This is a genomic window from Thermomonas sp. (assembly GCF_019104945.1).
Taxonomy (GTDB): Bacteria; Pseudomonadota; Gammaproteobacteria; order Xanthomonadales; family Xanthomonadaceae; genus Thermomonas.
In genome coordinates this window covers 80,413-101,825 of the sequence record NZ_JAHRWW010000053.1, presented here as the reverse complement: position 1 = coordinate 101,825, position 21,413 = coordinate 80,413, and the positions used below count along the sequence as shown (strand labels likewise).

Below are 21,413 nucleotides of genomic sequence, written 5' to 3'. Positions count from 1 at the left end.
CGCGTGGTTAGCCGATCAAATGTGGAATTTGCCGGAACAGCTCCGTGGTGAACGATACCAGCCGCCCCAGCAAGAAGTTGCCGGTGATCGCCATGGTGGCGGCAAGCGCAATAACCTTAGCCACGAAGGCCACAGTGGGTTCGTTGATCGAAGTCGCGGCTTGGATGATACCCACGATCACGCCGGTGACCAGCACAGCGAGCAGCGGCGGCCCACCGAGTAGAAGTGCGAGATAGAGACCTTTGGCCAGCTGGGTTAACGCCATTTCTGGAGACATTGCGCGTTTCTCCTTTAGGTGACGTTGAAGCTGCCGGCCAGCGAGCCCACCACCAGCACCCAGCCATCGACCAGAACAAACAGCAGAATTTTGAACGGCGCAGAGATCAGCATGGGCGAGAGCATCATCATGCCCATCGACATCAATACGCTGGCCACCACAAGGTCGATGATCACGAATGGGATGTAGATCAAGAAGGCAATTTCAAACGCGGTCTTGAGCTCGGATGTGAGAAATGAAGCGGCCAGTACACCGAACGGCACGTCCTGCGGCGTTGCGTAGGGGCCGGTACCAGACAGGCCTGCAAACGTCATGAGGTCGGCATCGCGAATTTGTGCCAGCATGAACTCTCGGAACGGGCCGGAGGCTGCTGTCCACGCGGTATAGAAATCAATTTTCTGATCCAGATACGGCGCGATACCTGCCACCCAAGCCTGATTAAACACCGGCTGCATAATCATGGCCGTGAGAAACAGCGCCAGCGCCAGCAAAATCTGGTTGGACGGTGCTTGGCCGGTGCCAAGTGCCTGTCGCAGCAGGCTCAATACAATGATGATGCGGGTAAATGCCGTGATACCCAGCAGCAACGCAGGTAGCAGGGTGATGCTGGTCATCAGCAACAGCACCTGCATCGGCATACTCACCGGCTGGTTGCCTACTTGGCCGATATTGACCGCAGGAAGATTGGGCAGTGGCGAAGGCGGCGCTGGTGGCGCGGCGGCAGGGGCTGCCTGTGCAAAGACATCGCCCATGCCAAACCATGTAAGCGCAATGAGTGCGAACAGCCAAAACCAAGGGCTTGCGGCAAGCTGTGTTGGGCGCTGCCAGCGCGCCGCGCTCACGGGTTTTTCCTCATGTGCTTGGCCAGCAGCTGCGCAAATGCGGGCGCCTGTGCGGCGGGGGCTTCAGGGAGAGGGGTTTCAAGCTTGTGCAACACGCGTGTTCCTGATGCACCGGTGCCTAGCAGCAATTGGGTGCCGCCCACATCCACCACCACAATGCGTTCGCGCGTGGTGAGTGGCAGCGAGGCCACCAGCCGCAGCCCTTGGCTACGTTGTCCGAGCGCACCGGGCATGCGCCGCGCAAGCCAGGCCAAAATAAAAATTAGGCCTAGGACAATCGCCAGCGAAAATAGCGTGCCGCCAATCGCGCCTGCTGTACTCGGGGCTTCCGGTTGAGCAGTGTGCGCCGTTGTTGTCGTGGCCGCAGGCTTGAATGGCAGAGAGGTGGGCTGCTGCATTGGCAGACTCAGCGCAGGCGCTTGATGCGTTCGGCGGGGCTAACCACATCGGTCAAACGCACGCCGAATCGGTCGTTCACCACGACAACTTCACCCTGTGCAATGAGTGTGTCGTTGACGAAGACATCCATCGGTTCACCAGCCGCACGCTCTAGCTCCACAACGGAGCCTTGATTGAGCTGAAGCAGACTGCGAATCGGAATTTTGGTACGGCCAACGACCAGCGACAACGTCACCGGCACGTCGAGGATGACGTCGAGGTTGATATCACCCGTATCCGCATTTTTTTCGGATGTTAATGAATCAAAGGCGGCGCGCTCGGCTTCGTTATCTGTGCTCATGGTTGTTTCCGAATATCTTGAATAGCAAGAGGGGCATGTACCGAGGTGATCTTGACTGAGTTGTGGTCGTTATGAACGCCAAATTCACCAGAAAATAGTGGCATGTCCTCCACAAAAAGAGGGACTTCAGACTGCGGGTTGATCGGAATGATGTCGCCCACTTTGAGTTTGCTGAGCTCGCGCAGGCTGATCTGGCGCTGCGCCAAAATACTGGTGAGCTCTACCTCAACATCGCGCAGCTGCGCATGGAGCGAGCGCGTCCAGGTTTCGTCACGCTCGATACGGTCGCCTTGAACGCCTGCATCAAGGTGCTCGCGAATCGGTTCAAGCATGGACCACGGTAGCGCCATGTGCATCTCGCCAGCACCGCCATCAAGTTCAACGTGAAAACGCGAAACGACAATGTACTCACGTGGGCTGATGATATTGGCGAAATGCGGGTTGACTTCAGAATTCATGTACTCGAATTCAACCGGCATCACAGGTAACCACGCTTCGGTGAAGTCGGCAAAAATCTGCTTCAGCAGCAGATTGATGACGCGCATTTCGGTTTGCGTGAACTCACGCCCTTCAATTCGGGTGTGGTATTTGCCGTTGCCGCCAAAGAAATTATCGACCACGGTAAAGATCAACCGTGGCTCCATCATGATCATGGCGGTGCCGCGCAGCGGTTTGACCTTGAACAGATTGATATTGGTGGGAACGTGGAGCGAATGGATGTATTCGTTGAACCGAATCATATCCACACCGCGCACGGTGAGGTCGGGCGAGCGACGCAGTAAATTGAACAGGCCAATGCGCCATGCGCGGGCGAAGCGGTCGTTGATCATTTCAAGCGACGGCAGGCGGCCACGAATAATGCGTTCTTGGCTGGAGAAGTCATAACCGCGCACCTCGCCTGGTGTCGGCGGCGCTTCAGTTTCAACCTCGCCGGAATCAACGCCGTGAAGTAGGGCGTCGATTTCGTCTTGGCTAAGTAGGTCGGCGGTCATGACGGGCTCCTTACTGGATCACAACACTGGTAAACAGCAGTGCGTCAACCTTGTCGGCAGCGTGTTGTTCTTTCAGCACTTTGCGCACTTCTGTGAGCGCTTGTTTTTGCAGTTGTTCTTTGCCGTTGCGGCCATTGAGCTGCTCGGAGGTTTGCTGGCCAAACATCAGCAATAGCTTGTTACGAATAATGGGCATGTGCAGGGTAATGGCCGCCGCAGTCTCGGGGTCACGTGTCTGTAGCTGGATATCCGCTTGTAAATAATGCACGGCATTCGGGTCGGCCAAATTGACCACGAATGATGGTTCCAGCGCGATGTACTGCGGTGGCGCTAGCGGTTTTGGGCCTGCTGGCTTGGAGGGCTTCATCAAGAAAAACGCCGCACCGCCACCCGCAAGCAGCAGTACCAATAGCGCAATGATGATGATTTTGAGCTTACCCGATTTTTTAGCGGGCGCAGCGGCTTCTTCGGCTTTGGCGGGTTTGGATGCGGGAGGCACGGAGAAATCCTTCCTTGATGACGAACCTGAATTCTACCGTGCCAAGCCCTGCAAATCTCGTGCCGAACCGCCTCTATCTATGAATTTAGGCGTACACGTCCAAAAGCCCACGCGCCGGGCGCGAACGCGGCGTATTGGGGCCGCCGTTCGGATCGGGCTCGCCGGGAAGAACGCCTTCTTCGTTACCCTGCTGCGCAAAAGGTGCACCGCGCGAATGTTGCGCCTGTTCTTGAGGTTGCCCGGTTTGCTGCTGGCCAACACCTGCGTGCGCCAGCTGAAAGCCTTGTTGGCTCAGCATGTCGCGCAGCGCTGGGATACTGGCTTCCAGTGCATGCCGAACGTCGGGCTGGGCGCTGCTGAATTCGGCACGGATTTGGTTGCCGTCAAGCTGCAGTTGAATATCGATCGCACCGAGATGCTTGGGGTTGACACGAATTTCTGCGCGGCTGATTTGCTGCCCGGCCATCCACAATACGTGGCTGTTTAATTCGTCACCATAGCCTGCGTCGGCTTGGGTAGGTTGCTGCAAAACGCTGACAGGAGCCGGTGCGACCTGCTGCATTGGGCGTACTTCAACGGCGCTCGGCTGGGCGTGCACGGCGTTAGCGGCGGGCTCGGCGAGGGTAAATACGTCGTTCGAAGTGGCCACGCTCGTGCTGATGGGTTTGGCCGTGCTGGCTGTGGCGAGGGCTGCGGGCGCACTGGTATGTGGCACTTCTTGTGCGCTCTGGTGCTTGCCTTCCACAGCCCGCAGCGCAGGCTCGGCCGATTCGGTAGATTTGATGCTCGAAGTGGTGGCAACGGGCGTTGTGGAAGACGCCGCGGAGGCGGGCATCGCCGGGTCCGTAGCCGAAACTGCAACTGGAGCGAGCGTAGGTGCTGGCGTTGAGGTGGTTGCAGGCGCAGCGGCGGGGGCGGCGTTTTCACTGGCTTTGGGGTGTTGTGCCGGTGCTGGCTTGGCAGGTGAGGCTAATGTACTCGCGTCAGAAGGTGTTGTTTCTGGAAGCACTGATACGGTGTTTTTTGCCGGTTGTGGCTTGGATAGTGCTGCCACGATTGTCGCCGCTGCTTTGGGCGGTAACGCGGGCGCTGCGGGCGCTGGCGTGGATGCAGTTGGCTGCACGACCGCGGCAGGTGTTTGCAGCGCACGGACTTCCACTGGATGGCCTTGCTGGGCTGCCGCCATTGGTGGCATGTGCGGTGCTTCGCTCACTGCATGTTGCGAAGGCTGCGGTTGTGCAAGTGCAGCGGCAACAGCGGTATCAACTGTCGGAGCTGCCACTGTTGGAGCTGCCACTGTAGAAGCTGCCACTGTAGAAGCTGCCACTGTCGGGGCTGCCACTGTCGGGGCTGCCACTGTCGGGGCTGCCACTGTCGGGGCTGCCACTGTCGGGGCTGCCACTGTTGGGGCTGCCACTGTTGGGGCTGCCACTGTCGGGGCTACAACTGTCGGAGCTGCCACTGTCGGGGCTGCCACTGTTGGGGCTGCCACTGTTGGGGCTGCCACTGTCGGGGCTACAACTGTCGGAGCTGCAATTGTCGGAGCTGCAATTGTCGGAGCTGCAATTGTCGGAGCTGCAATTGTCGGAGTTTCTGGTGCTAGCGGTGTTGCTGTTTGCGTTTGCAAAATATGCGAAATCGCTGTTGCGATGTCGGCGCGAGGCGGCGGCGATGGAAGCGCCACTGCGGGCGTAAGGCTAGGCTGCGCTACTGCACTGTTGCTCATTACTGCAGGCGTCACTGCAGTAGGGATGGGCTGTGTCGTCTGCAGCCACGACGCCAATAGTGGGTTTCCCGCATCAGTCACTGGCTCGCTGGGTTTGCGGGGCAAGGGCGTTACGGGCGCGTGCTGCGTGCTGGCTTCGGTGAGAGATAATGCACTTGCTGGAACCGTGGGTTCACCTAATAGCTGCTCAAAGAGCTGCGCCGCCGATGCGGCATCACCCTGCGGCTCACCCTCTAACGCCGAGCCCATGGCAGAGGCCGCGTTTTGCAAGAGCGCAGTACCTGCGCCGGTTAAGGCTGCAAGAGGTGAAGCTGCCACTGTAGCGGCCACCGAAGCCGGGTTGCCCATCATGGCGTTCCCCCTTCTTGTGCCGCACGCACGCGGCGCGCGCCGATGTCATCGAGTTCGCGCTGTTCGCGTCTGCCTGCTTCGTAGAGTTCGTCGGCGCGGTAGCTGGCAGCGAGCTGTTCTAATACTTTGGAATTACGGCTGGCCAACATTAAGCGTGTGCGCTCAATTTCACGGTGCTGCACAGAGGTATCCACGGCCTGTGTTTGCTGCTTCACGGCCACATCGAGCTTACCGCGAAAGGCGACATGGTTGGCCAGCATAGCGGGCGAAAGCGTGCTTCCAGCAGGACTCAGAGTGAAACTATCGGCATAGTCTTTGAGAAGGTCGAGGCGTTGCTGCTGTTCATTGACGGTTTTTTCGCGTTCGGCCAGCTGCTTGGCCACGGCATCTTGGCGTTGCTGGGCGACACGAATCAACGGGTCTAAGCGTTCTGAACGGGTCATGGGGTCTCCGCTCCGTTATCAATCAATTGCGCCAGAGCTTCACGGCTGGCTTCAACATTGGATGCTTCCAGCACGTCCTGCGCAAGAAATTGTTGAATTCTTGGCCAGAGCGCAAGTGCATCGTCTACCAGTGGATCGTTGCCACGTTGGTAGGCGCCGATTGCGATTAGGTCGCGCTGCGCATTATACGCCGCCATTAGCTGCTTCAAGCGGCGGATACGGGCGCGCCACGGGCCGTCGGTGATTTCCTGCATCACGCGGCTAACCGAGACTTCCACGTCGATCGCCGGGTAGAGGCCGGAGTCGGCAATGCGGCGGGTCAGCACGATATGACCATCCAAAATCGCGCGGGCGGCGTCGGCGATAGGCTCTTGCTGGTCGTCACCCTCTGTTAGAACGGTGTAGAACGCGGTAATTGAGCCGCGGCCGTCAGAGCCGTTACCGGCGCGTTCCACCAAGGCAGGCAAGCGCGCGAAAACGGAAGGTGGATAACCACGTGTGGTTGGAGGTTCACCAACGGATAGGCCAATTTCACGCTGGGCGTGGGCAAAGCGGGTGAGCGAATCCATCAGCAGCAGCACGTGCAGGCCTTGGTCGCGGAACCATTCGGCAATGGCTGTGGCGCGCAGCGCGCCATGCAAACGCGCCAGCGGCGGGCGGTCTGCGGGGGCAGCTACGACCACGGCGCGGCGCAGGCCTTCGGGGCCAAGCGTGCTTTCCACGAAGTCGCGCACTTCGCGGCCACGTTCGCCGATCAGGCCCACCACGATCACGTCGGCGGCGGTGAACCGGGTCATCATGCCGAGCAGTGTCGATTTGCCGACACCAGAACCTGCAAACAGGCCGATACGCTGACCGCGACCAATAGGGAGTAGGGCGTTGATGGCGCGCACGCCCACGTCGAGCGAGCGGGTAATGGGTTCGCGCATCAGCGGGTTGATCTGCACACCGGTGAGGCTGACGTAGTCTTCGGCACGCAAGGGCGCACGCCCGTCTAGGGCGACGCCGTCGCTATCAATCACGCGGCCTAGCAGGCCTTCGCCAACGGCGACTTCACCGCGGCTGGTGCCGGTAATGACGCGTGCACTGGGCAACACGCCGGAGGTGTCGGACGTGGGCATTAAGAAGGTGCGATCACCGGAGAAGCCGACCACTTCGGCATCAACCCAGCGCCCACCCATGCTCTCTACCCGGCAGCGTGAGCCTAGTGGAGCGCTGCAGCCGGTTGCTTCTAGGGTGAGCCCCACGGCGCGGCGCAGCACCCCTTCGCGGACAAGACCCAAGGCTTCTACACGCGGATCGCGCGCGCGGAGCTGCGTCGCCAGACGCAGGCTGCGGGCCTCATCCCATTGTGCAGCGGCAACGCTCATCCGTACTTCTCTACTTTGTAGTGGCATCGTCCCATCAGGTGATGCAAGTATTGTGCCGCCTTTGTTGGGTGCGAAACGTGCAGGTTACGTATGCTCACTGTTAATAATCGCCTGCAGGGCCGTTTTAAGCCGTGCATTGAGGCTGCCATCGATGCGCACGCCGTCGGCATGAACGCGCAGGTCGCCACGCGAAAGGGTGGCGTCACCGCTGATGCGGACGCTCTCTTTGAGCATTAAATGCGGGGTGAGCATGGCGAGATCCGCTGGATGCAGGCGCAGCTCGACTTGCCGGTTATCGTCGTCGGCAATTTCCAGCGCTTCTTTGACGAGGTCGGCCAATAGCGTGGGGTCGGCTTCATAGCTGCGCCCCAGCAGAGCGCCGGCGATGCGCACTGCTAGCTCTCCCAGCGCATCGCCGACCTCTGCATCTAACCGCGAAAGTGGACGGGTAAAGGCGTCCAATATGCCTTCCATCTGCACGATAATCCGCCGCACTTCCGCTTGACCGCTGGCTACCCCTTCTGCATGCCCACGCGCAAAGCCTTCCTTGCGCGCCGCTTCTTCAATCGCTTGAAGCTCTTCAACACTAGGCAAGTGCCGTGTCGGTTCCAGAATTTCCTCTTCCACAATGGGAGCAGGGTTGGAAACCAGCTCGGGCGCGGCCCAGCGGATCGCCGTTGTCATACAAAGACCTCTGCCTTCGCCGCCAGCTGGATCGTGCCGTCATCGGCCATCTTGCGCACAATGGCCAGGATTTCTTTCTGCGCGCCTTCCACTTCGGCCAGACGCACAGGGCCGCGCGATTCCATGTCTTCCATGAGCATTTCGGCGGCGCGCTGCGACATATTGTTGGTGATCTTTTCTTTGACCTTGCTGTCGGCGCCGCGCATGGCCAGTGCCAATTTATCGGCAGGCACTTCGCGCAGGATCTGCTGCATCGCCCGGTCATCGACTTCAGCCAAGTTGTCGAAGACGAACATCAGGTCGCGAATCTTGCCGGTGAGCGGTTCGTCGATCTCGGAGATTCCGGTTAGGATCGCCTCGTCTTGCCCGCCGTCCATAAAGTTCAAAATGCTGGCCGCCGCTTTGATGCCACCGATATTGGACGACTTCAGGTTCTGGTTGCCCGAGAACTGCTTGGCCATCACGTCATTGAGTTCATTTAGCGCATTTGGCGGAATGCCATCGAGCGTAGCGATGCGGATCAGTGCTTCAGAGCGCGTGCGTTCCGGCAAGAACTTCAACGCTTCGGCGGCTTGATCGGGGTCTAAATGGCATAAAACGATCGCGATGATTTGCGGGTGTTCAAGGCGGATGAGATCGGCAATGGCGCGCGGCTCCATCCACTTCAATGTGTCCAGGCCGGTGGTGTTGCGGCCCAGTAAGATGCGGTCGATCAGGCTGCTGGCGCGGTCTTCACCCAAGGCCTGCACCAAGACAGCGCGCACGTAGTCGTCGGCGCCGCTGCCGATATTGGGCATTTGCAGGGTCGTGACGAAGTCGCCCAGCACGCGCTCGACGGTTTCGTGTGCGATGCCGCTGACCGAGGTCATGGCCACGCCCAGTTTCTGCACTTCTTTGGCGTTCATGTGCTTCAGCACTTCGGCCGCCTGTGCTTCGCCTAGCGAAAGCAACACGACCGCAGCGCGCTGTACGCCGCTTAATTGTTCGTCACGATTCATCGGCATTGACCATGTCCCTCACAAGTGCGGCAACATGTTTTGAATCTGCAGCAACAGCACTTCGCGCCACTTCCACTTTCTCGTCAAAATTTAACACGCCGGGGATCTTCTGCTGCGTGAGCGCGGGGCGCACCGGAGCTTCTTCACCGTCTGCATGTTCAATGGAGGTGATTGTGGCAGCTTCAACATCGTCTTTCACGGCGATTTTAGGCGTTGTGATGGCGCGGAAAGCGGGGCGTAGCACAAAGAGCACCACGGCGAGCACAGCAAGCCCACCCAGCAAGGTACGCAGCATATTGAGGGCGTTCGGGTTTTCCCAGAGCGGTGTTTTTTCGGGCTCTGCAGCCGGTTGGCGTGCGAACGGCGAGTTCACAACGGTGACAACGTCGCCGCGCTGGGCGTCAAAGCCTACCGCCTGCTGCACCAGCGATTCGATCTTGCTGATTTCTTGTGCAGTGAGCGCGCGCTCGGTGGGCTTGCCCTTTTTATCGGCAGGGCCAGCGAGGTTATCCACCAGTACCGCTGTGGTGACACGCTTGATGATGCCCGGTGCCTGCCGAGTATGGGTTAGGGTGCGATTGATTTCGTAATTGCGCACCGAACTGCGCGAGCCATTGGTGGCGGCGGTTTGGGTTGCCTGCGCCTGCGCCTGCGCCTGCGCCTGTTGGGCGTTGGCCTGTTCGGCTGCACCGGGGGTATTGCTGGCACTACCCGGTACGCCCTGCGGCCCCGCAGCAATATTGCCGCTTTCTGAAAGCTGTTCGCTGCGCACGATTGCCGGGTCGGGGCCGAACTTCTCGCTGGCCTGCTCGCTTTGGTTGAAATCCATATCAACACTGACCTCGGCGCGCACGCGGCCGGGGCCGGTCATCGGCTCTAGCAATTCTTGAATGCGGTGAACGAAGACGGTTTCTTGACGCCGCTGCTGTTCAAACTGCTTGGCGCTTACCGCCGCGTCGCTATCCGGGTCTGGGTTTGAGAGTAGACGGCCGTATTGATCGACCACGGTGACGTTTTCTGCGACCAACCCAGGAATGGAGGACGAGACAAGATGCACGATGGCATCCACTTGGCCTTGCTCTAGCGTTGCACCCGGACGTAATTGCAGAGCCACCGAGGCGCTGGCGGCTTCTTTTTGCCGAGTAAAGGCCGAGGGCTTGGGCAGGGCGAGGTGTACCCGCGCTTCGCGCACCGGGCGCAGATTGGTGATGGTGCGCGCCAGTTCCGACTCTAGGGCGTGCTGGTAGCGGGCGTTTTCAACGAACTGGCTGGTGCCAAAGCCTTGGTCGCCTTCCATCGCCGCAAAACCTTTATCCGGATTGGCGCCAAGCCCACCCGCTGCCAGCGCCATACGCGCTTCGCCGATTTTGTCCCCCGGCACCGATAGCACGCCGGTGGCGGCGTCGATTTTGAACGGAATCTTGGCTGCGGTGAGTACGCCGCGCGCGTCGCTGGCGGTTTTGGCATCGAGGTCTGGGAGTGGGGCGTAATCCGGGCGCTGGGTCCAGAAAAACAGCCAAAGCCCAAGCGCAATCGCCGCCGCCGCCACGGCAAACGTCATCATTTGGCGCACCAGTGGGATGTCCTGCAGACGGCCGAGGCTCTTCAGGCTCTCGGTCGTTTTGCTTAGGCCTTCATTGGCTTTGGTCAGGGCAGTGGCACTCATGGCATTGGCTATTTTATTAAATAATTATGAAAAACAATAGTTTATACAAGCAAGTTAAACCGGCATATTCATGATGTCTTGATACGCTTGCACCATGCGGTTGCGCACTTCGACCGTGGCTTTGAAGGCGACTTGCGACTGCTGCATGGCCACCATTACGCGGGCAAGGTCGGCGCGTGGATCGCCCAATTCAAACGCTTGCTGCAGGGCGCTGGCATCGTTTTGCGCTTTACTAACACCCTCAATGGCATTGCTTAAGGTTTGCTGGAAGTTGGATGTGCCGGTCTTGCCTACATCCACCGCATTGCCGGGGCGAATGTCGCCAATACTGGCCGCGCCACCAAGTGCGCCCTGCGTCCGCGTCTCGTGGGCGCGGATTTGGGAAAGGATGGAGCTGATCGCGTCGGACATCGCTGCAGCCGTGGGAAGTTAGAGTCTGCCCCCTCGCTGCAAAAAATGTGCCAGAGCAGGTGTCAAGAATCTTTCGTGTCGGGTTCCGTGGCTTGATCCGTTGCGGTGTCGGCGTGTCGGTCGATCCCGTATTTGCGCAATTTCTCGAGCAGCGTCGTGCGACGCAGCCCCAGCAGCGGGGCTGCGTGGGCCACGACACCGCCACTTTGCTGCAGCGCTTGGCGGATCAATTCGTTCTCGATTTCCGCAATGTGATGGCGCAGATCCAAGCCGCCTGCAGGCAGCGAGACCAGTGGCGATAGCATGGATGGATCAGGCGGCAACGGTACGGGCGGTAGCGGCTGTAGCGCTGGATCATCGGCCGTAGGCTGCAGCAGGTCGTCGGCGATGCCTTCGCGGTAGCGGGCAGGCAGGTCGATGGCTTTGACACTGCCGCTGGGATGGAGCACAGCAAGGCGTTCGATCAAATTGCTAAGCTCACGCACGTTGCCGGGCCATGCATACTGCTGCAAGACGGCGATCGCATCTTGGCTTAGGCTCACTCGGCCGCGCCCGCCTTCTGCGAGCTGGCGGGTAATGGCGTCGATCAGCTCCGGTAGGTCTTCGCTGCGTTCGCGCAGGGCGGGTATCTCAATAGGGAAGACGTTAAGCCGGTAAAACAAGTCTTCGCGAAACTTTCCGTCGGCGATATGAGCTTCTAAATTGCGATGGGTGGCTGCAATAACGCGCACGTCGCAGGCGATTTGCACCCCGCCGCCAACGCGCTCAAAGATGCGCTCCTGCAGGACGCGCAGCAGTTTGACCTGCATGGCCATCGGCATATCGCCGATTTCATCCAGCAGCAGGGTGCCACCTTCGGCCATTTCAAAGCGGCCTTTGCGCTGCACGAGTGCGCCGGTGAACGCGCCTTTTTCGTGGCCAAATAGCTCACTTTCAAGCAGATCAGGCGGAATGGCCCCGCAGTTGATCGCCACAAACGGTTTGCTGGCGCGCGGTGAACGCAGATGCACGGCGCGGGCAGCCACTTCTTTGCCGGTGCCCGATTCACCTAGGATCAAGACCGTGGTATCAAACTTGGCCACTTGGTCGATCATTCGGTTAAGCGACTGCACCGCGGCGCTGTGGCCGGTGGGGCCAATTTGCGGTTGCTCGCGGCTGGCGTCGTCGTCTAGCCGCTTGATGCTGGCTTGGCGCAGCACGTCTTGCAACTGGTTGCGGCGGATGGGGTAGTCCAGCAACCAGACCATTTCCGGATGCAGGTGTTTGCGCCAAGCAGCCTTTTCTTCTTGGTCGGGAAGTGTGATCACCGGCGGGTGCAGCGGGGTTTTGGAGAGCCATTGCACGAACGCTTCCCAAGCGGCGGTATCGCCGGGATCGCCCACGATAATCGCCACCCAATCGCTGGGCTTTACTTTATCAAGGTCGATATCCGCTGCATCCGCCACGATGCGCGGGGTGAAATCCATAAAATCAAGCAGGGTGGCGAGCCGTTCAACGCGGCCGTCATCGGTATCGACAAGAAGAATCCTAGACTCGCTCATCCTTGACGGCCTCCTGCTGGTGCGGCAGTAGTCAAGCGTTCCAAAAGAGGTAGCACTTCCTGAATATAGTTGAGCTTGCTGATAAACGCGTCGCTACCCGCGCGCAGGGCGTGCTCACGATGTTCGTTATCATCAAAATGGCTGACGATAGCGACAAATGGCGGCTTATCTTGGGCTTTTATCAGCCTAGTGGCCTGTAGGCCACCCATTTCGGGCATAGCTAAATCCATTAAAACGATGTCGGGGCGAAGGCTTTCAGAGAGGGCAACGGCTTGGATGCCATTGCCAGCGGTTCCGGCCACTTCGATCCACGGGTGTTTGCGCATATGCCGAAGCACTGCGTTAATGAAACCTTCGTGGTCGTCCACCAGCAGCACTTTGATCGACTGCGGCAGGGGTTGTTGCGGCTCTGCCATTATCCCACCTGTCTGCCTTTGACTGCGGCTGAGGACGCACCACGCCGTTGGCGGGCGGGCGCAATCCCCAGCTGTTCACGATATTTTGCCACGGTGCGCCTTGCAACGCGGATACCTTGGCGCGCCAGTAGGGTGGCAATCACTTCATCGGCCAGCGGCGTTTGTGACGGCTCGTCTTCAATCAACCGGCGCACCATGGCCTTGATCGCGGCGCCGGACACTTCTGCACCATCTAGCCGCACCGCAAAGAGCTGTTTGAGCTCCAGCGTGCCGCGTGGGGTTTGCATGTATTTGCCGTTGGTGATGCGGGAAACGGTGGATTCGTGAACGCCGATCTCTTCCGCCACCTCTTTTAAGGTTAAAGGTGCAATCGCCTCATCACCACGTTCCAAGAAGGCCTGTTGGCGCTGCACCAGCACCCGCGCGGTTTTCAGCAGGGTGTCGTTGCGAATGCCTAGGCTGCGCAGCATCCAGCGCGCTTCTTCGAGAAGACCGCGCAGGCTTTCGTGGCTGCCCGCCTGTTCGGCATACGTGCACAGGCGCAGCTTGGGCACGTTGCGCGAATTGAGCCGCACCTGCCAGCCACTATTGCCGCGCCATACGATGACGTCGGGCACGATAAACGCAGGTTCCGGCTCCGGTGGCTGCTCAACGGGGTGGGGCTGTAGCGACAAAATCAGCGTCACTGCTTCGGCGACAGCCGCCTCGCTCGCGCCAAGCGCCACTGCCAAGGCTGGGTGATCGTGCTTGGACAGAAGGTCAATGTGTTCGCCTACGATGCGCTCGGCCAACAGGCGAGCGGCGGAGGCGGGAAGCGCGTGCAGCTGCGCCAGCAGATTCTCGGCGGGCCCATCAGCGCTCATTCCTGGCCATTCACCGTTAAGCAAAAGACGCTGGCGAATGTCTAAGAGCTCTTGTTTGGGAAGCCCGGTTTGTTCGGCCCCTTGCGCGGCCAAAAGGGCAGGCTCGCCTTCTAAATAACCACTATCGTCGCAGTAATCTAGCCACCATGCGGCAATCGCCAGTTCACGTGCGCTGCACTGAAGCTGCAGTGTTTCTAGCAATCGCTGGCGCGGGTCGCTGGATTGCCCTGCAGCAATACGTGCCGTTGGGTCATCGTCTGGGTCGCCCGAATAGCTTCCGCCCGAGAGAAACATAGGGTCGGGCAGCTCGTCCCACGCGGCAGTATCCGCTGCGGCGGCATCGAGGCTAGTAGGTGGTGGATCGTCTTCCTCGGGCTCTTGTTCAAGCAGAGGGTTGCGGTCTAATAGCTGGTGAAGCTCTTGCTCCAGCTGCAGCGAGCCCACCTGCAGCAGCCGGATCGACTGCAGCAGCTGCGGGGTTAGCGTAACTTGCTGCCCCAATTTGACCTGCAAGCCCGCCTTCATCCCCGCGTCTTCCGTGCGGTGGCGTGCTTACAGCGCTGCGCTGGCAGGGCTTTATCCATTGGCGACAACGACATCCTTAGTGGGGTTCATGCGCAGCGAAGGCCGCACCATGCCGACACTATGGGAAATTGTGCTGCAAATGTCGAGTTTTTGACATCTCGCCTTGGTATGCGTTAAATCCGCGGTTTGATGCTGATCGATCGTGGGACGATGTTGGAACAAGACGAACATTGGATGCGCCAAGCCCTTGTCCTTGCGGAGCGCGCCCGCGATGAAGACGATGAGATTCCGGTGGGGGCGCTGGTGGTGGATGCCGATGGGCATTTAGTGGGAGAGGGGTGGAACCGCAACATCCGCCACCACGACCCGAGTGCGCATGCTGAAATCGTTGCGATGCGGCAGGCTGGGCAGGCGCTTGGCAATCATCGCCTCATTGGTTGCACGCTGTATGTCACCTTAGAGCCCTGCGCGATGTGCGCAATGGCCGCCGTGCATGCACGTTTGGCGCGCGTGGTGTTTGGTGCTAGTGACCCGAAAACGGGGGCCGCAGGCAGTGTGTTTGATCTCATCAGCGACCCGCGTCATAACCACCGCGTAGAGGTCACCGGCGGCGTGTTGGCCGATGTTGCTGGGCCGATGTTGACCCAGTATTTCCGCGCCAAACGCAAAGCCTCGGTATGATGAGCGTACTCGTTCAAGGCCACAATTAAGCACAATGAACACCAATTTGATCTGGATTGATCTGGAAATGACTGGGCTAGATACCAACAACGACGGTATCTTGGAAATCGCCACGGTGGTGACCGATGCGCAGCTCAATGTGCTGGCCGAGGGGCCTGAACTGGCCATTGCGCATCCGCTAGCCACGCTCGAAGCAATGGACGATTGGAACCGCAACCAACACAGTAAGTCGGGCCTGTGGAAGCGCGTGCTGGAGCAAGGCGTGCCGCTAGAAGAGGCGGAAGCGCGCACTGTTGAATTTCTAAAAGCTTGGGTGCCTGCCAATACGTCACCGATTTGCGGCAATTCGATTTGCCAAGATCGCCGCTTTCTTGCGCGGCTGATGCCCACACTTGAGCACTATTTTCACTACCGTAATTTAGATGTCAGCACGATCAAGGAGTTGGCGCGGCGCTGGTCTCCTAAGGTGTTGGACGGCGTGAAGAAAACCACCGCGCACACTGCCCTAAGCGATGTGCACGATTCCATCGAAGAACTGCGTTACTACCGCAAATTTATGGGTGAACTGGCGGGGCTTGCGCCGTAACGGCCACAAGCCCCGCATGCAGCGGCTTAGTGCGAAAGATGCGCCTGCCGCTGTTTCACTAGCGCATAGATCACCGGGATCACCACCAGCGTGAGCACGGTAGACGACACCATGCCGCCCACCATCGGTGCGGCGATGCGGCGCATCACTTCAGACCCCGTGCCGTGGCTCCACATAATCGGCAAAAGGCCAGCCATGATCGCAACCACCGTCATCATCTTGGGGCGCACGCGTTCGGCCGCGCCAACGATGATGGCTTGGTGTAGATCACTTGCCGACAGCGGGCGGCCTTCGGCGAGGCAGCGTGCCTTGCGCTCTTCCAGTGCGTGATCCAGATAGATCAGCATCACCACGCCAGTTTCGGCGGCAACACCGGCCAGCGCAATGAAACCTACCGCAACGGCAACGGAGACTTGATAGTCAAGCAGCCACAGCAACCACACCCCGCCGACGAGGGCAAACGGTACAGAGAGCATCACGATCAGCGACTCGGTGACGCGGCGGAAGTTGAGATACAGCAGCAAGAAAATCAGCGCGAGGGTAATGGGGATCACAATTTTCATGCGTGCCATCGCACGCTGCATGTACTCGTATTGCCCGCTCCAGCTGATATACGTGCCGGTGGGCAGCTTTACCTCAGCGGCAACGGCCTGTTGGGCGCGCTGCACATAGGCGCCTAGGTCGCTTTCACGCGTGTCCACATAGATATATGCCGCCAGCTGGGCGTTCTCTGTGCGAATGGATGGCGCGCCTTTGTGCAAGCTGAGTGTGGCTAATTCACCCAAGGGGAGCTGGGCGCCGCTGGGGGCAGTTACAAGCACTTGCTGCGCAATTTTCTCTGGGGTATCACGTAGTTCGCGCGGGTAGCGCACGATCACGCCAAAGCGTTCGCGGCCCTCCACCGTTGTTGTGATCAACTGTCCACCCAAGGCGCTTGCGATCACGTCTTGCACATCGCCCACGCTCAGGCCGTAGCGTGCCAGTCGTGAAAGATCTGGGGTGATATCCAAGTAATAGCCGCCCGTGAGTCGTTCGGCATAGGCGCTGGTGGTGCCGGGTACTTTGCGCACCGCCGTTTCAATCTGCCTTGCAACCTCTTCCAACTGTTCAAGGCTATTGCCAAACACCTTGATGCCAACAGGCGTACGGAACCCGGTGGAAAGCATGTCGGTGCGCGCTTTAATCGGCATCGTCCAGCTATTGGCCACACCGGGAAACTGCAGTGCGGCGTCCATTTCGGCAATGAGCTTGTCCACGGTCATGCCGGGCCGCCATTGATCTTCAGGTTTTAAGTTGATGGTGGTTTCAAACATCTCCATCGGCGCGGGGTCGGTTGCGGTTTGTGCGCGCCCCGCCTTGCCGAACACCGATTCCACCTCTGGGAAGGTTTTGATGATGCGATCTTGCTGTTGCAGTAATTTCCCTGCCTGCGTCACCGATAGGCCGGGCAGGGTGGTGGGCATATAGAGCAGGGTGCCTTCGTTGAGCGTAGGCATAAACTCGCTGCCTAAGCGCGCAGCAGGCCAAAGCGATGCCAGCAGTAATACCCCTGCAACGGTGAGTGTGGCAACGCGGTGGCGCAGCACGCCTTGGATAATGGGCCGGTAGAGAGCGATAAGGAAACGATTGATCGGGTTTTTATGCTCCGGCACGATTTTGCCGCGCACAAACAGAAGCATCAGCGCAGGTACAAGTGTCACTGAAAGCAGCGCCCCGCCTGCCATTGCGAAGGTCTTGGTGAAGGCCAAGGGTTTGAATAGGCGGCCTTCTTGCGCTTCAAGCGCAAATACGGGGAGGAAGGACACGGTAATAATCAATAGGCTGAAGAACAGCGCTGGCCCCACTTCGCGGCAGGCGTCGATCAGAATTTGCAGCCTTGGTTTGCTACCGCCATCGCGTTCCAAATGCTTGTGGGCGTTTTCAATCATCACGATGGCCGCATCAACCATCGCGCCAATAGCAATCGCGATGCCGCCAAGGCTCATAATGTTGGAGTTCATCCCCAATAGGCGCATGGCGATAAAGGCGATCAGCACGCCAATGGGCAGCATGATGATGGCCACCAGTGCGCTGCGCACGTGGAATAAAAACACGATGCACACCAGCGCTACGATGAGGCTTTCTTCCAGCAGCGTACTGCGCAGCGTGGCAATGGCGCGGTCGATTAGCTGCGAACGGTCATAGACGCTGCGAATCTGCACGCCTTCGGGAAGGCCGGCCTGAATTTCTTTCAGCTTTGCTTTAACGCTATCAATGACGGTGAGTGCGTTCTCGCCGTAGCGGGCAATGGCAATGCCGCCCACGGCTTCGCCTTGGCCATCCATTTCCGCAATGCCGCGGCGCTCGTCAGGCACAAACTCAACGTGCGCAACATCGCGGATCAGTACCGGGACACCGTTTTCGGCTTTCAAAACCAAATGTTCGATATCGCTAATGCTGCGCAAATAGCCGCGCCCACGCAGCATGTATTCGGTTTCAGAAAGCTCTAATGAACGTCCGCCCACGTCGCGGTTGCTGGTGGTGATGACGTCTTCAATTTGCGCCAGTGAGATGCCGTATTCGCGCAATTTTATTGGATCAACTGTGACCGAATACTGGCGAACGAAACCACCAATGCTCGCTACTTCGGCAACGCCATGTGCGGCGGTAAGTGGATAGCGCACAAACCAGTCTTGCAGCGTGCGCAGTTGGTCGAGCGCGTGGTGTTTGCTTTCCAAAATATATTGATAGACCCAACCCACGCCGGTGGCATCAGGGCCGAGCGTAGGTGTTACGCCCTGTGGCAGTTGGCGCGAAGCGAAGCTTAGGTATTCAAGCACGCGCGAGCGCGCCCAGTACACGTCGGTGTCGTCTTCAAAAATGATATAGACGAATGATGAGCCGAAGTAGGAGAACCCGCGTACGGCTTTGGCTTTGGGTACCGCGAGCATTGCGGTAGTGAGTGGATAGGTGATTTGGTCTTCCACAACCTGTGGCGCTTGCCCGGGCGCTTCGGTGTAGAGGATGACTTGCACGTCCGATAGGTCGGGTTGTGCGTCAAGCGGCGTATGGATCAGCGCGTAGATGCCGCCTGCCGTGAGCGCTACGGCGAGGGTGAGCACCCAAAAGACGTTGCGCGCAGACCATTCAATCAAGCGTCCTAGCATGTCAGTGCTCCATCTGGCTCATGTCGTGGCCCGCGTGCGGGTCTTCCACTTTGGGGGCTTTTGCGGCAGGCACTGCGGGCGCTGCCGCTGGCATTGTGTGGCCGCTCATGTCGTGGCCTTCGTGTGCCGCTGCGGCGGGTTTGGCCATATCGGTTAGAGCCGAACGCAAATTGCTTTCTGCATCGATCAGGAAGTTGCCTTCCACCACCACCTGTTCGCCTTCGTTTAAGCCTTTCAACACTTCAATGCGATCATCACTGCGCTGGCCGATCAGCAGCTGGCGTGGGGCAAAACGCCCTTCGGCCACCTGCACCAGCGCTATCTGCCGTTCGCCACTATCAATTAAGGCCGAGCGCGGAATGGTAAGAACGGGGGAATGCGCTGGGCCGCTGAGTGCAACGCTGCCGAACAAGCCGGGGCGCAGTTGGCCGTCGTGGTTAGCCAACTCAATACGCACGGCAAGCGTGCGGGTCGTGGCATCAAGGGTTGGTTGAAGAAAATTGAGTGTGCCTTCAAAGCTGCGTCCGGGAATGGCGGGGGTGGTAAACACCGCCGGTTGGCCGTCTTTGAGCTGGCTGATCTTTGTGGTGGGAATGTTGACGGTGATCCAGACGGTAGAAAGGTCAACGAGGCGTAGCAGAACATCGCCTGCCACAAAGCGTGCGCCTTCCACTGCAGGCTTTTCCAAAATCACGCCATTACTGGGTGCGGTAATCGCAAGATTTCCCGGCGGTAGATGGGCGAGATGCTCAAGCTGGGTTTCGCTGATATTCCAGTTCAACAGGCGGCGTTTTGCTGCATCGCGCAGGCGCTTCATGGCCTGTTGGCTGGCTGCATCGCCTTTTTTGAGCTGGCGCAGCGCCGCATCGGCCACGCGATAATCTTCTTGCGCGGCCATCAGTTGCGGGCTGTACACCGTTGCCAGCGTTTGCCCGCGTTTCACCGCCAAGCCGGTTTGGTTGGCGTGTAGCGTTTCAATCCAGCCATCGAAACGCGGCGCGATGACGTGCTGTTTGGTTTCGTCGACGGCAATCGTGCCGCTAGCCAAAAAAGCCAGATCGAGCGCTTGCTTGCGCACGGCTTCGGTGCGCACGCCAAGGGTTTGCATTTTTTCTGGTGAAATAACGACGGTACCAGGTGATGCCGATGCCTCGTCTTCTGCATAGACAGGGATATAGTCCATGCCCATTTCGTCTTTTTTGGGCACAGGTGATGTGTCAGGTAGGCCCATTGGGTTGCGGTAATACAGCGGTTTTTTCTCCGCTGTGGCCGCTGCTTGTGGGCTTGCTATGGTGGGTTTAGTCAAGCGCCCAAGCACGATGCCTCCGCCCAGTGCCGCTGCAATGGCGAGTGTTCCGATAAGCATTGAATTGCGGGTCATGGGGTTTCTCCGGCGAGGGCGCGCACGCTAGCGGCGCTAATGAGTTCGTCACGTTGGGCGTCAAGCTGGGCGAGCTTGGCGTCTTGCCATTGGGTAAGGGCGTCGAGCAGGGCGTTAAAATCCACTTCACCCACTTGATAACTGGCAAGTGAAGAGTTGAAGTTGGCTTCGGCTTGTGGGATGCGCGTGTTTTCAATTAATAAACGTTGGCGCTGCGCGCTGCGCCACTGCGTCCACGCGGCACCCAGCTGGCCGCTAAGCGTGGTGAATTGCGCTTCGGCGCGGGCTTGCGCTGCTGCTTCTAAGCGTTCGGCTTCACGCGTGCGTGCGGCTAAAGCGCGGCGTTGTAGGGGAAGTTCTACTTCCAGCATCAATTCGTAGTCTTTTAGATGACGGTCGATTTGCATGGCGCTTACACCTATCGAAACGTCTGGCCAGCGCTCACGCTGGCGTAGGCGTAGGGTGTCTTGTGCGGCAACCAGCTGGGCCTGTGCGGCGCGTTGGGCCGGGTGCTGGTGCTTATCGAGTGCGGTAAGGGCATCGCTAAATGACGCGCTTGCGATGGAAATGTTCGGCATGTTTTGAGGTGCGGCTAGCTCCGCATCGGCCCTGCGTCCTAAAACGAGGTTGAGCAAAATGCCCGACTCATGGCCCGTTTCTTCACGAAGAATGCGCTCGCCTTGCACGCGGCTAACTTCTACCTGTGCGCGAATGGCGTCCTGCTGCGGCGCCATACCAAGTGCGTAACGCACACCTGCAATTTCTTCTACTTTTTGCAGTAGTGTCAGTTGCCCGTCAAGGAGTAGCAGCGACTGTTTGGCGTGCCAAAAATTCACATAGGCCGTTTCGGCTTGCGCCATGAGCGTGAGCGCATTGGCTTCGCGGCTGGCATCAAGCGCCTGGGCCTGCTGTGAGGCGATGTCGCGCGCTAGGCCGCGCTTGCCCCAAAGTGGAATGCTTTGGCGCAGTTGATAGCGCGTATCACCTAGGAGCGAGACGCTGGCTGTGGGGTTGGGAAGACTGCCTGCCGCAATCGTTTGTGCTTGAGCAGCCTCGGTTTCTGCCTGCTGCGCGCGCAGCTCGGCGTTGTGCTGCAGCAACCATTGGCGAATGGAGGCCACATCTTTGCCCGGAAGGGGCTCTGAAGGTTGCTGCGCGGCAACGGGTCGCGTCAGCAGCAGGCAAGCCAGCAGGCTGCCCAGCAGTAGGCTTCGAGAGAATATGAGCATGAAACTACCTATCGCTTTGATCCAACGTTTTGGACGTTAGAGAAGAA

General features: G+C 59.0%; 23 protein-coding genes. 4 read left to right on the top strand and 19 right to left on the bottom strand.

Features of this window, described 5'->3' with window-relative positions:
• Positions 1 to 7: 7 nt before the first annotated feature.
• The 7 genes from KUL77_RS12450 to KUL77_RS12420 form a co-directional block, all read right to left on the bottom strand.
• Positions 8 to 277 carry a flagellar biosynthetic protein FliQ gene (locus KUL77_RS12450; RefSeq protein ID WP_297147769.1) on the bottom strand — a complete coding sequence of 90 codons (270 nt, stop codon included), beginning with the start codon at positions 275 to 277 and terminating at the stop codon, positions 8 to 10.
• Positions 278 to 291: 14 nt separating this feature from the next.
• The gene (fliP, locus tag KUL77_RS12445; protein WP_297147805.1) at positions 292 to 1,029 is read right to left on the bottom strand and encodes a flagellar type III secretion system pore protein FliP; all 738 of its coding nucleotides are present in this window, start codon (positions 1,027 to 1,029) and stop codon (positions 292 to 294) included.
• Between the two features lie 86 nt (positions 1,030 to 1,115).
• The gene (gene fliO, locus KUL77_RS12440; RefSeq protein WP_297147766.1) at positions 1,116 to 1,517 is read right to left on the bottom strand and encodes a flagellar biosynthetic protein FliO; all 402 of its coding nucleotides are present in this window, start codon (positions 1,515 to 1,517) and stop codon (positions 1,116 to 1,118) included.
• A gap of 8 nt (positions 1,518 to 1,525) precedes the next feature.
• On the bottom strand, positions 1,526 to 1,858 hold the full coding sequence (gene fliN, locus KUL77_RS12435) for a flagellar motor switch protein FliN (protein WP_297147763.1): 333 nt from the start codon (positions 1,856 to 1,858) through the stop codon (positions 1,526 to 1,528).
• Positions 1,855 to 2,850: a flagellar motor switch protein FliM gene (fliM, locus tag KUL77_RS12430; protein ID WP_297147760.1), complete on the bottom strand. Its 996-nt coding sequence runs from the start codon at positions 2,848 to 2,850 to the stop codon at positions 1,855 to 1,857. The genes fliN and fliM overlap by 4 nt, the downstream gene beginning before the upstream one ends.
• A gap of 10 nt (positions 2,851 to 2,860) precedes the next feature.
• Positions 2,861 to 3,349 (bottom strand): flagellar basal body-associated FliL family protein, encoded by a 489-nt coding sequence (locus tag KUL77_RS12425; RefSeq protein WP_297147757.1) that lies wholly within the window; start codon positions 3,347 to 3,349, stop codon positions 2,861 to 2,863.
• Positions 3,350 to 3,434: 85 nt separating this feature from the next.
• Positions 3,435 to 4,184 (bottom strand): flagellar hook-length control protein FliK, encoded by a 750-nt coding sequence (locus KUL77_RS12420; RefSeq protein WP_297147755.1) that lies wholly within the window; start codon positions 4,182 to 4,184, stop codon positions 3,435 to 3,437.
• Positions 4,185 to 4,321: 137 nt separating this feature from the next.
• Between KUL77_RS12420 and KUL77_RS12415 the strand changes: the two genes are divergently transcribed.
• Positions 4,322 to 4,651 carry a hypothetical protein gene (locus KUL77_RS12415; protein WP_297147752.1) on the top strand — a complete coding sequence of 110 codons (330 nt, stop codon included), beginning with the start codon at positions 4,322 to 4,324 and terminating at the stop codon, positions 4,649 to 4,651.
• Between the two features lie 102 nt (positions 4,652 to 4,753).
• The gene (locus tag KUL77_RS12410) at positions 4,754 to 5,044 is read left to right on the top strand and encodes a hypothetical protein (protein WP_297147749.1); all 291 of its coding nucleotides are present in this window, start codon (positions 4,754 to 4,756) and stop codon (positions 5,042 to 5,044) included.
• Positions 5,045 to 5,422: 378 nt separating this feature from the next.
• On the opposite strand, the gene fliJ is transcribed toward KUL77_RS12410, so the two are convergent.
• The 9 genes from fliJ to rpoN form a co-directional block, all read right to left on the bottom strand.
• Positions 5,423 to 5,869, bottom strand: coding sequence for a flagellar export protein FliJ (fliJ, locus tag KUL77_RS12405; protein WP_297147747.1), 447 nt, complete (start codon positions 5,867 to 5,869; stop codon positions 5,423 to 5,425).
• On the bottom strand, positions 5,866 to 7,239 hold the full coding sequence (gene fliI / locus KUL77_RS12400; RefSeq protein WP_297147742.1) for a flagellar protein export ATPase FliI: 1,374 nt from the start codon (positions 7,237 to 7,239) through the stop codon (positions 5,866 to 5,868). The genes fliJ and fliI overlap by 4 nt, the downstream gene beginning before the upstream one ends.
• An 84-nt stretch (positions 7,240 to 7,323) precedes the next feature.
• Complete coding sequence (locus KUL77_RS12395) at positions 7,324 to 7,923, bottom strand: FliH/SctL family protein (protein WP_297147739.1); 600 nt, start codon at positions 7,921 to 7,923, stop codon at positions 7,324 to 7,326.
• A complete protein-coding gene (gene fliG, locus KUL77_RS12390; protein ID WP_297147803.1) occupies positions 7,920 to 8,921 on the bottom strand; it encodes a flagellar motor switch protein FliG in 1,002 nt (333 codons plus the stop codon). The genes KUL77_RS12395 and fliG overlap by 4 nt, the downstream gene beginning before the upstream one ends.
• Entirely contained in the window at positions 8,911 to 10,587 is a 1,677-nt protein-coding gene (fliF, locus tag KUL77_RS12385) for a flagellar basal-body MS-ring/collar protein FliF (RefSeq protein WP_297147737.1), read from the bottom strand. Before fliF ends, fliG begins: the two co-directional genes overlap by 11 nt.
• A gap of 54 nt (positions 10,588 to 10,641) precedes the next feature.
• Complete coding sequence (gene fliE / locus KUL77_RS12380) at positions 10,642 to 10,998, bottom strand: flagellar hook-basal body complex protein FliE (protein ID WP_297147734.1); 357 nt, start codon at positions 10,996 to 10,998, stop codon at positions 10,642 to 10,644.
• Between the two features lie 62 nt (positions 10,999 to 11,060).
• Positions 11,061 to 12,539, bottom strand: a complete 1,479-nt coding sequence (locus KUL77_RS12375; RefSeq protein ID WP_297147732.1) for a sigma-54 dependent transcriptional regulator — start codon at positions 12,537 to 12,539, stop codon at positions 11,061 to 11,063.
• Entirely contained in the window at positions 12,536 to 12,955 is a 420-nt protein-coding gene (locus KUL77_RS12370) for a response regulator transcription factor (protein ID WP_297147729.1), read from the bottom strand. Before KUL77_RS12370 ends, KUL77_RS12375 begins: the two co-directional genes overlap by 4 nt.
• Complete coding sequence (gene rpoN, locus KUL77_RS12365; RefSeq protein WP_297147726.1) at positions 12,955 to 14,343, bottom strand: RNA polymerase factor sigma-54; 1,389 nt, start codon at positions 14,341 to 14,343, stop codon at positions 12,955 to 12,957. Before rpoN ends, KUL77_RS12370 begins: the two co-directional genes overlap by 1 nt.
• A gap of 189 nt (positions 14,344 to 14,532) precedes the next feature.
• On the opposite strand from rpoN, the gene tadA reads away from it, so the two are divergent.
• Together tadA and orn are read left to right on the top strand one after the other, a co-directional pair.
• Positions 14,533 to 15,024 carry a tRNA adenosine(34) deaminase TadA gene (gene tadA / locus KUL77_RS12360; RefSeq protein WP_297147723.1) on the top strand — a complete coding sequence of 164 codons (492 nt, stop codon included), beginning with the start codon at positions 14,533 to 14,535 and terminating at the stop codon, positions 15,022 to 15,024.
• A gap of 34 nt (positions 15,025 to 15,058) precedes the next feature.
• The gene (gene orn / locus KUL77_RS12355) at positions 15,059 to 15,610 is read left to right on the top strand and encodes an oligoribonuclease (RefSeq protein WP_297147721.1); all 552 of its coding nucleotides are present in this window, start codon (positions 15,059 to 15,061) and stop codon (positions 15,608 to 15,610) included.
• 26 nt (positions 15,611 to 15,636) lie between these two features.
• Here the strand turns inward: orn and KUL77_RS12350 are convergent, their stop codons facing one another.
• Genes KUL77_RS12350 through KUL77_RS12340 form a run of 3 tightly spaced genes read right to left on the bottom strand, consistent with a single transcriptional unit; the run spans position 15,637 to position 21,366 of the window.
• Complete coding sequence (locus KUL77_RS12350) at positions 15,637 to 18,756, bottom strand: efflux RND transporter permease subunit (protein ID WP_297147719.1); 3,120 nt, start codon at positions 18,754 to 18,756, stop codon at positions 15,637 to 15,639.
• 1 nt (position 18,757) lies between these two features.
• Positions 18,758 to 20,137, bottom strand: a complete 1,380-nt coding sequence (locus KUL77_RS12345; protein ID WP_297147715.1) for an efflux RND transporter periplasmic adaptor subunit — start codon at positions 20,135 to 20,137, stop codon at positions 18,758 to 18,760.
• Complete coding sequence (locus KUL77_RS12340) at positions 20,134 to 21,366, bottom strand: TolC family protein (protein ID WP_297147712.1); 1,233 nt, start codon at positions 21,364 to 21,366, stop codon at positions 20,134 to 20,136. The genes KUL77_RS12345 and KUL77_RS12340 overlap by 4 nt, the downstream gene beginning before the upstream one ends.
• Positions 21,367 to 21,413 lie beyond the last annotated feature (47 nt).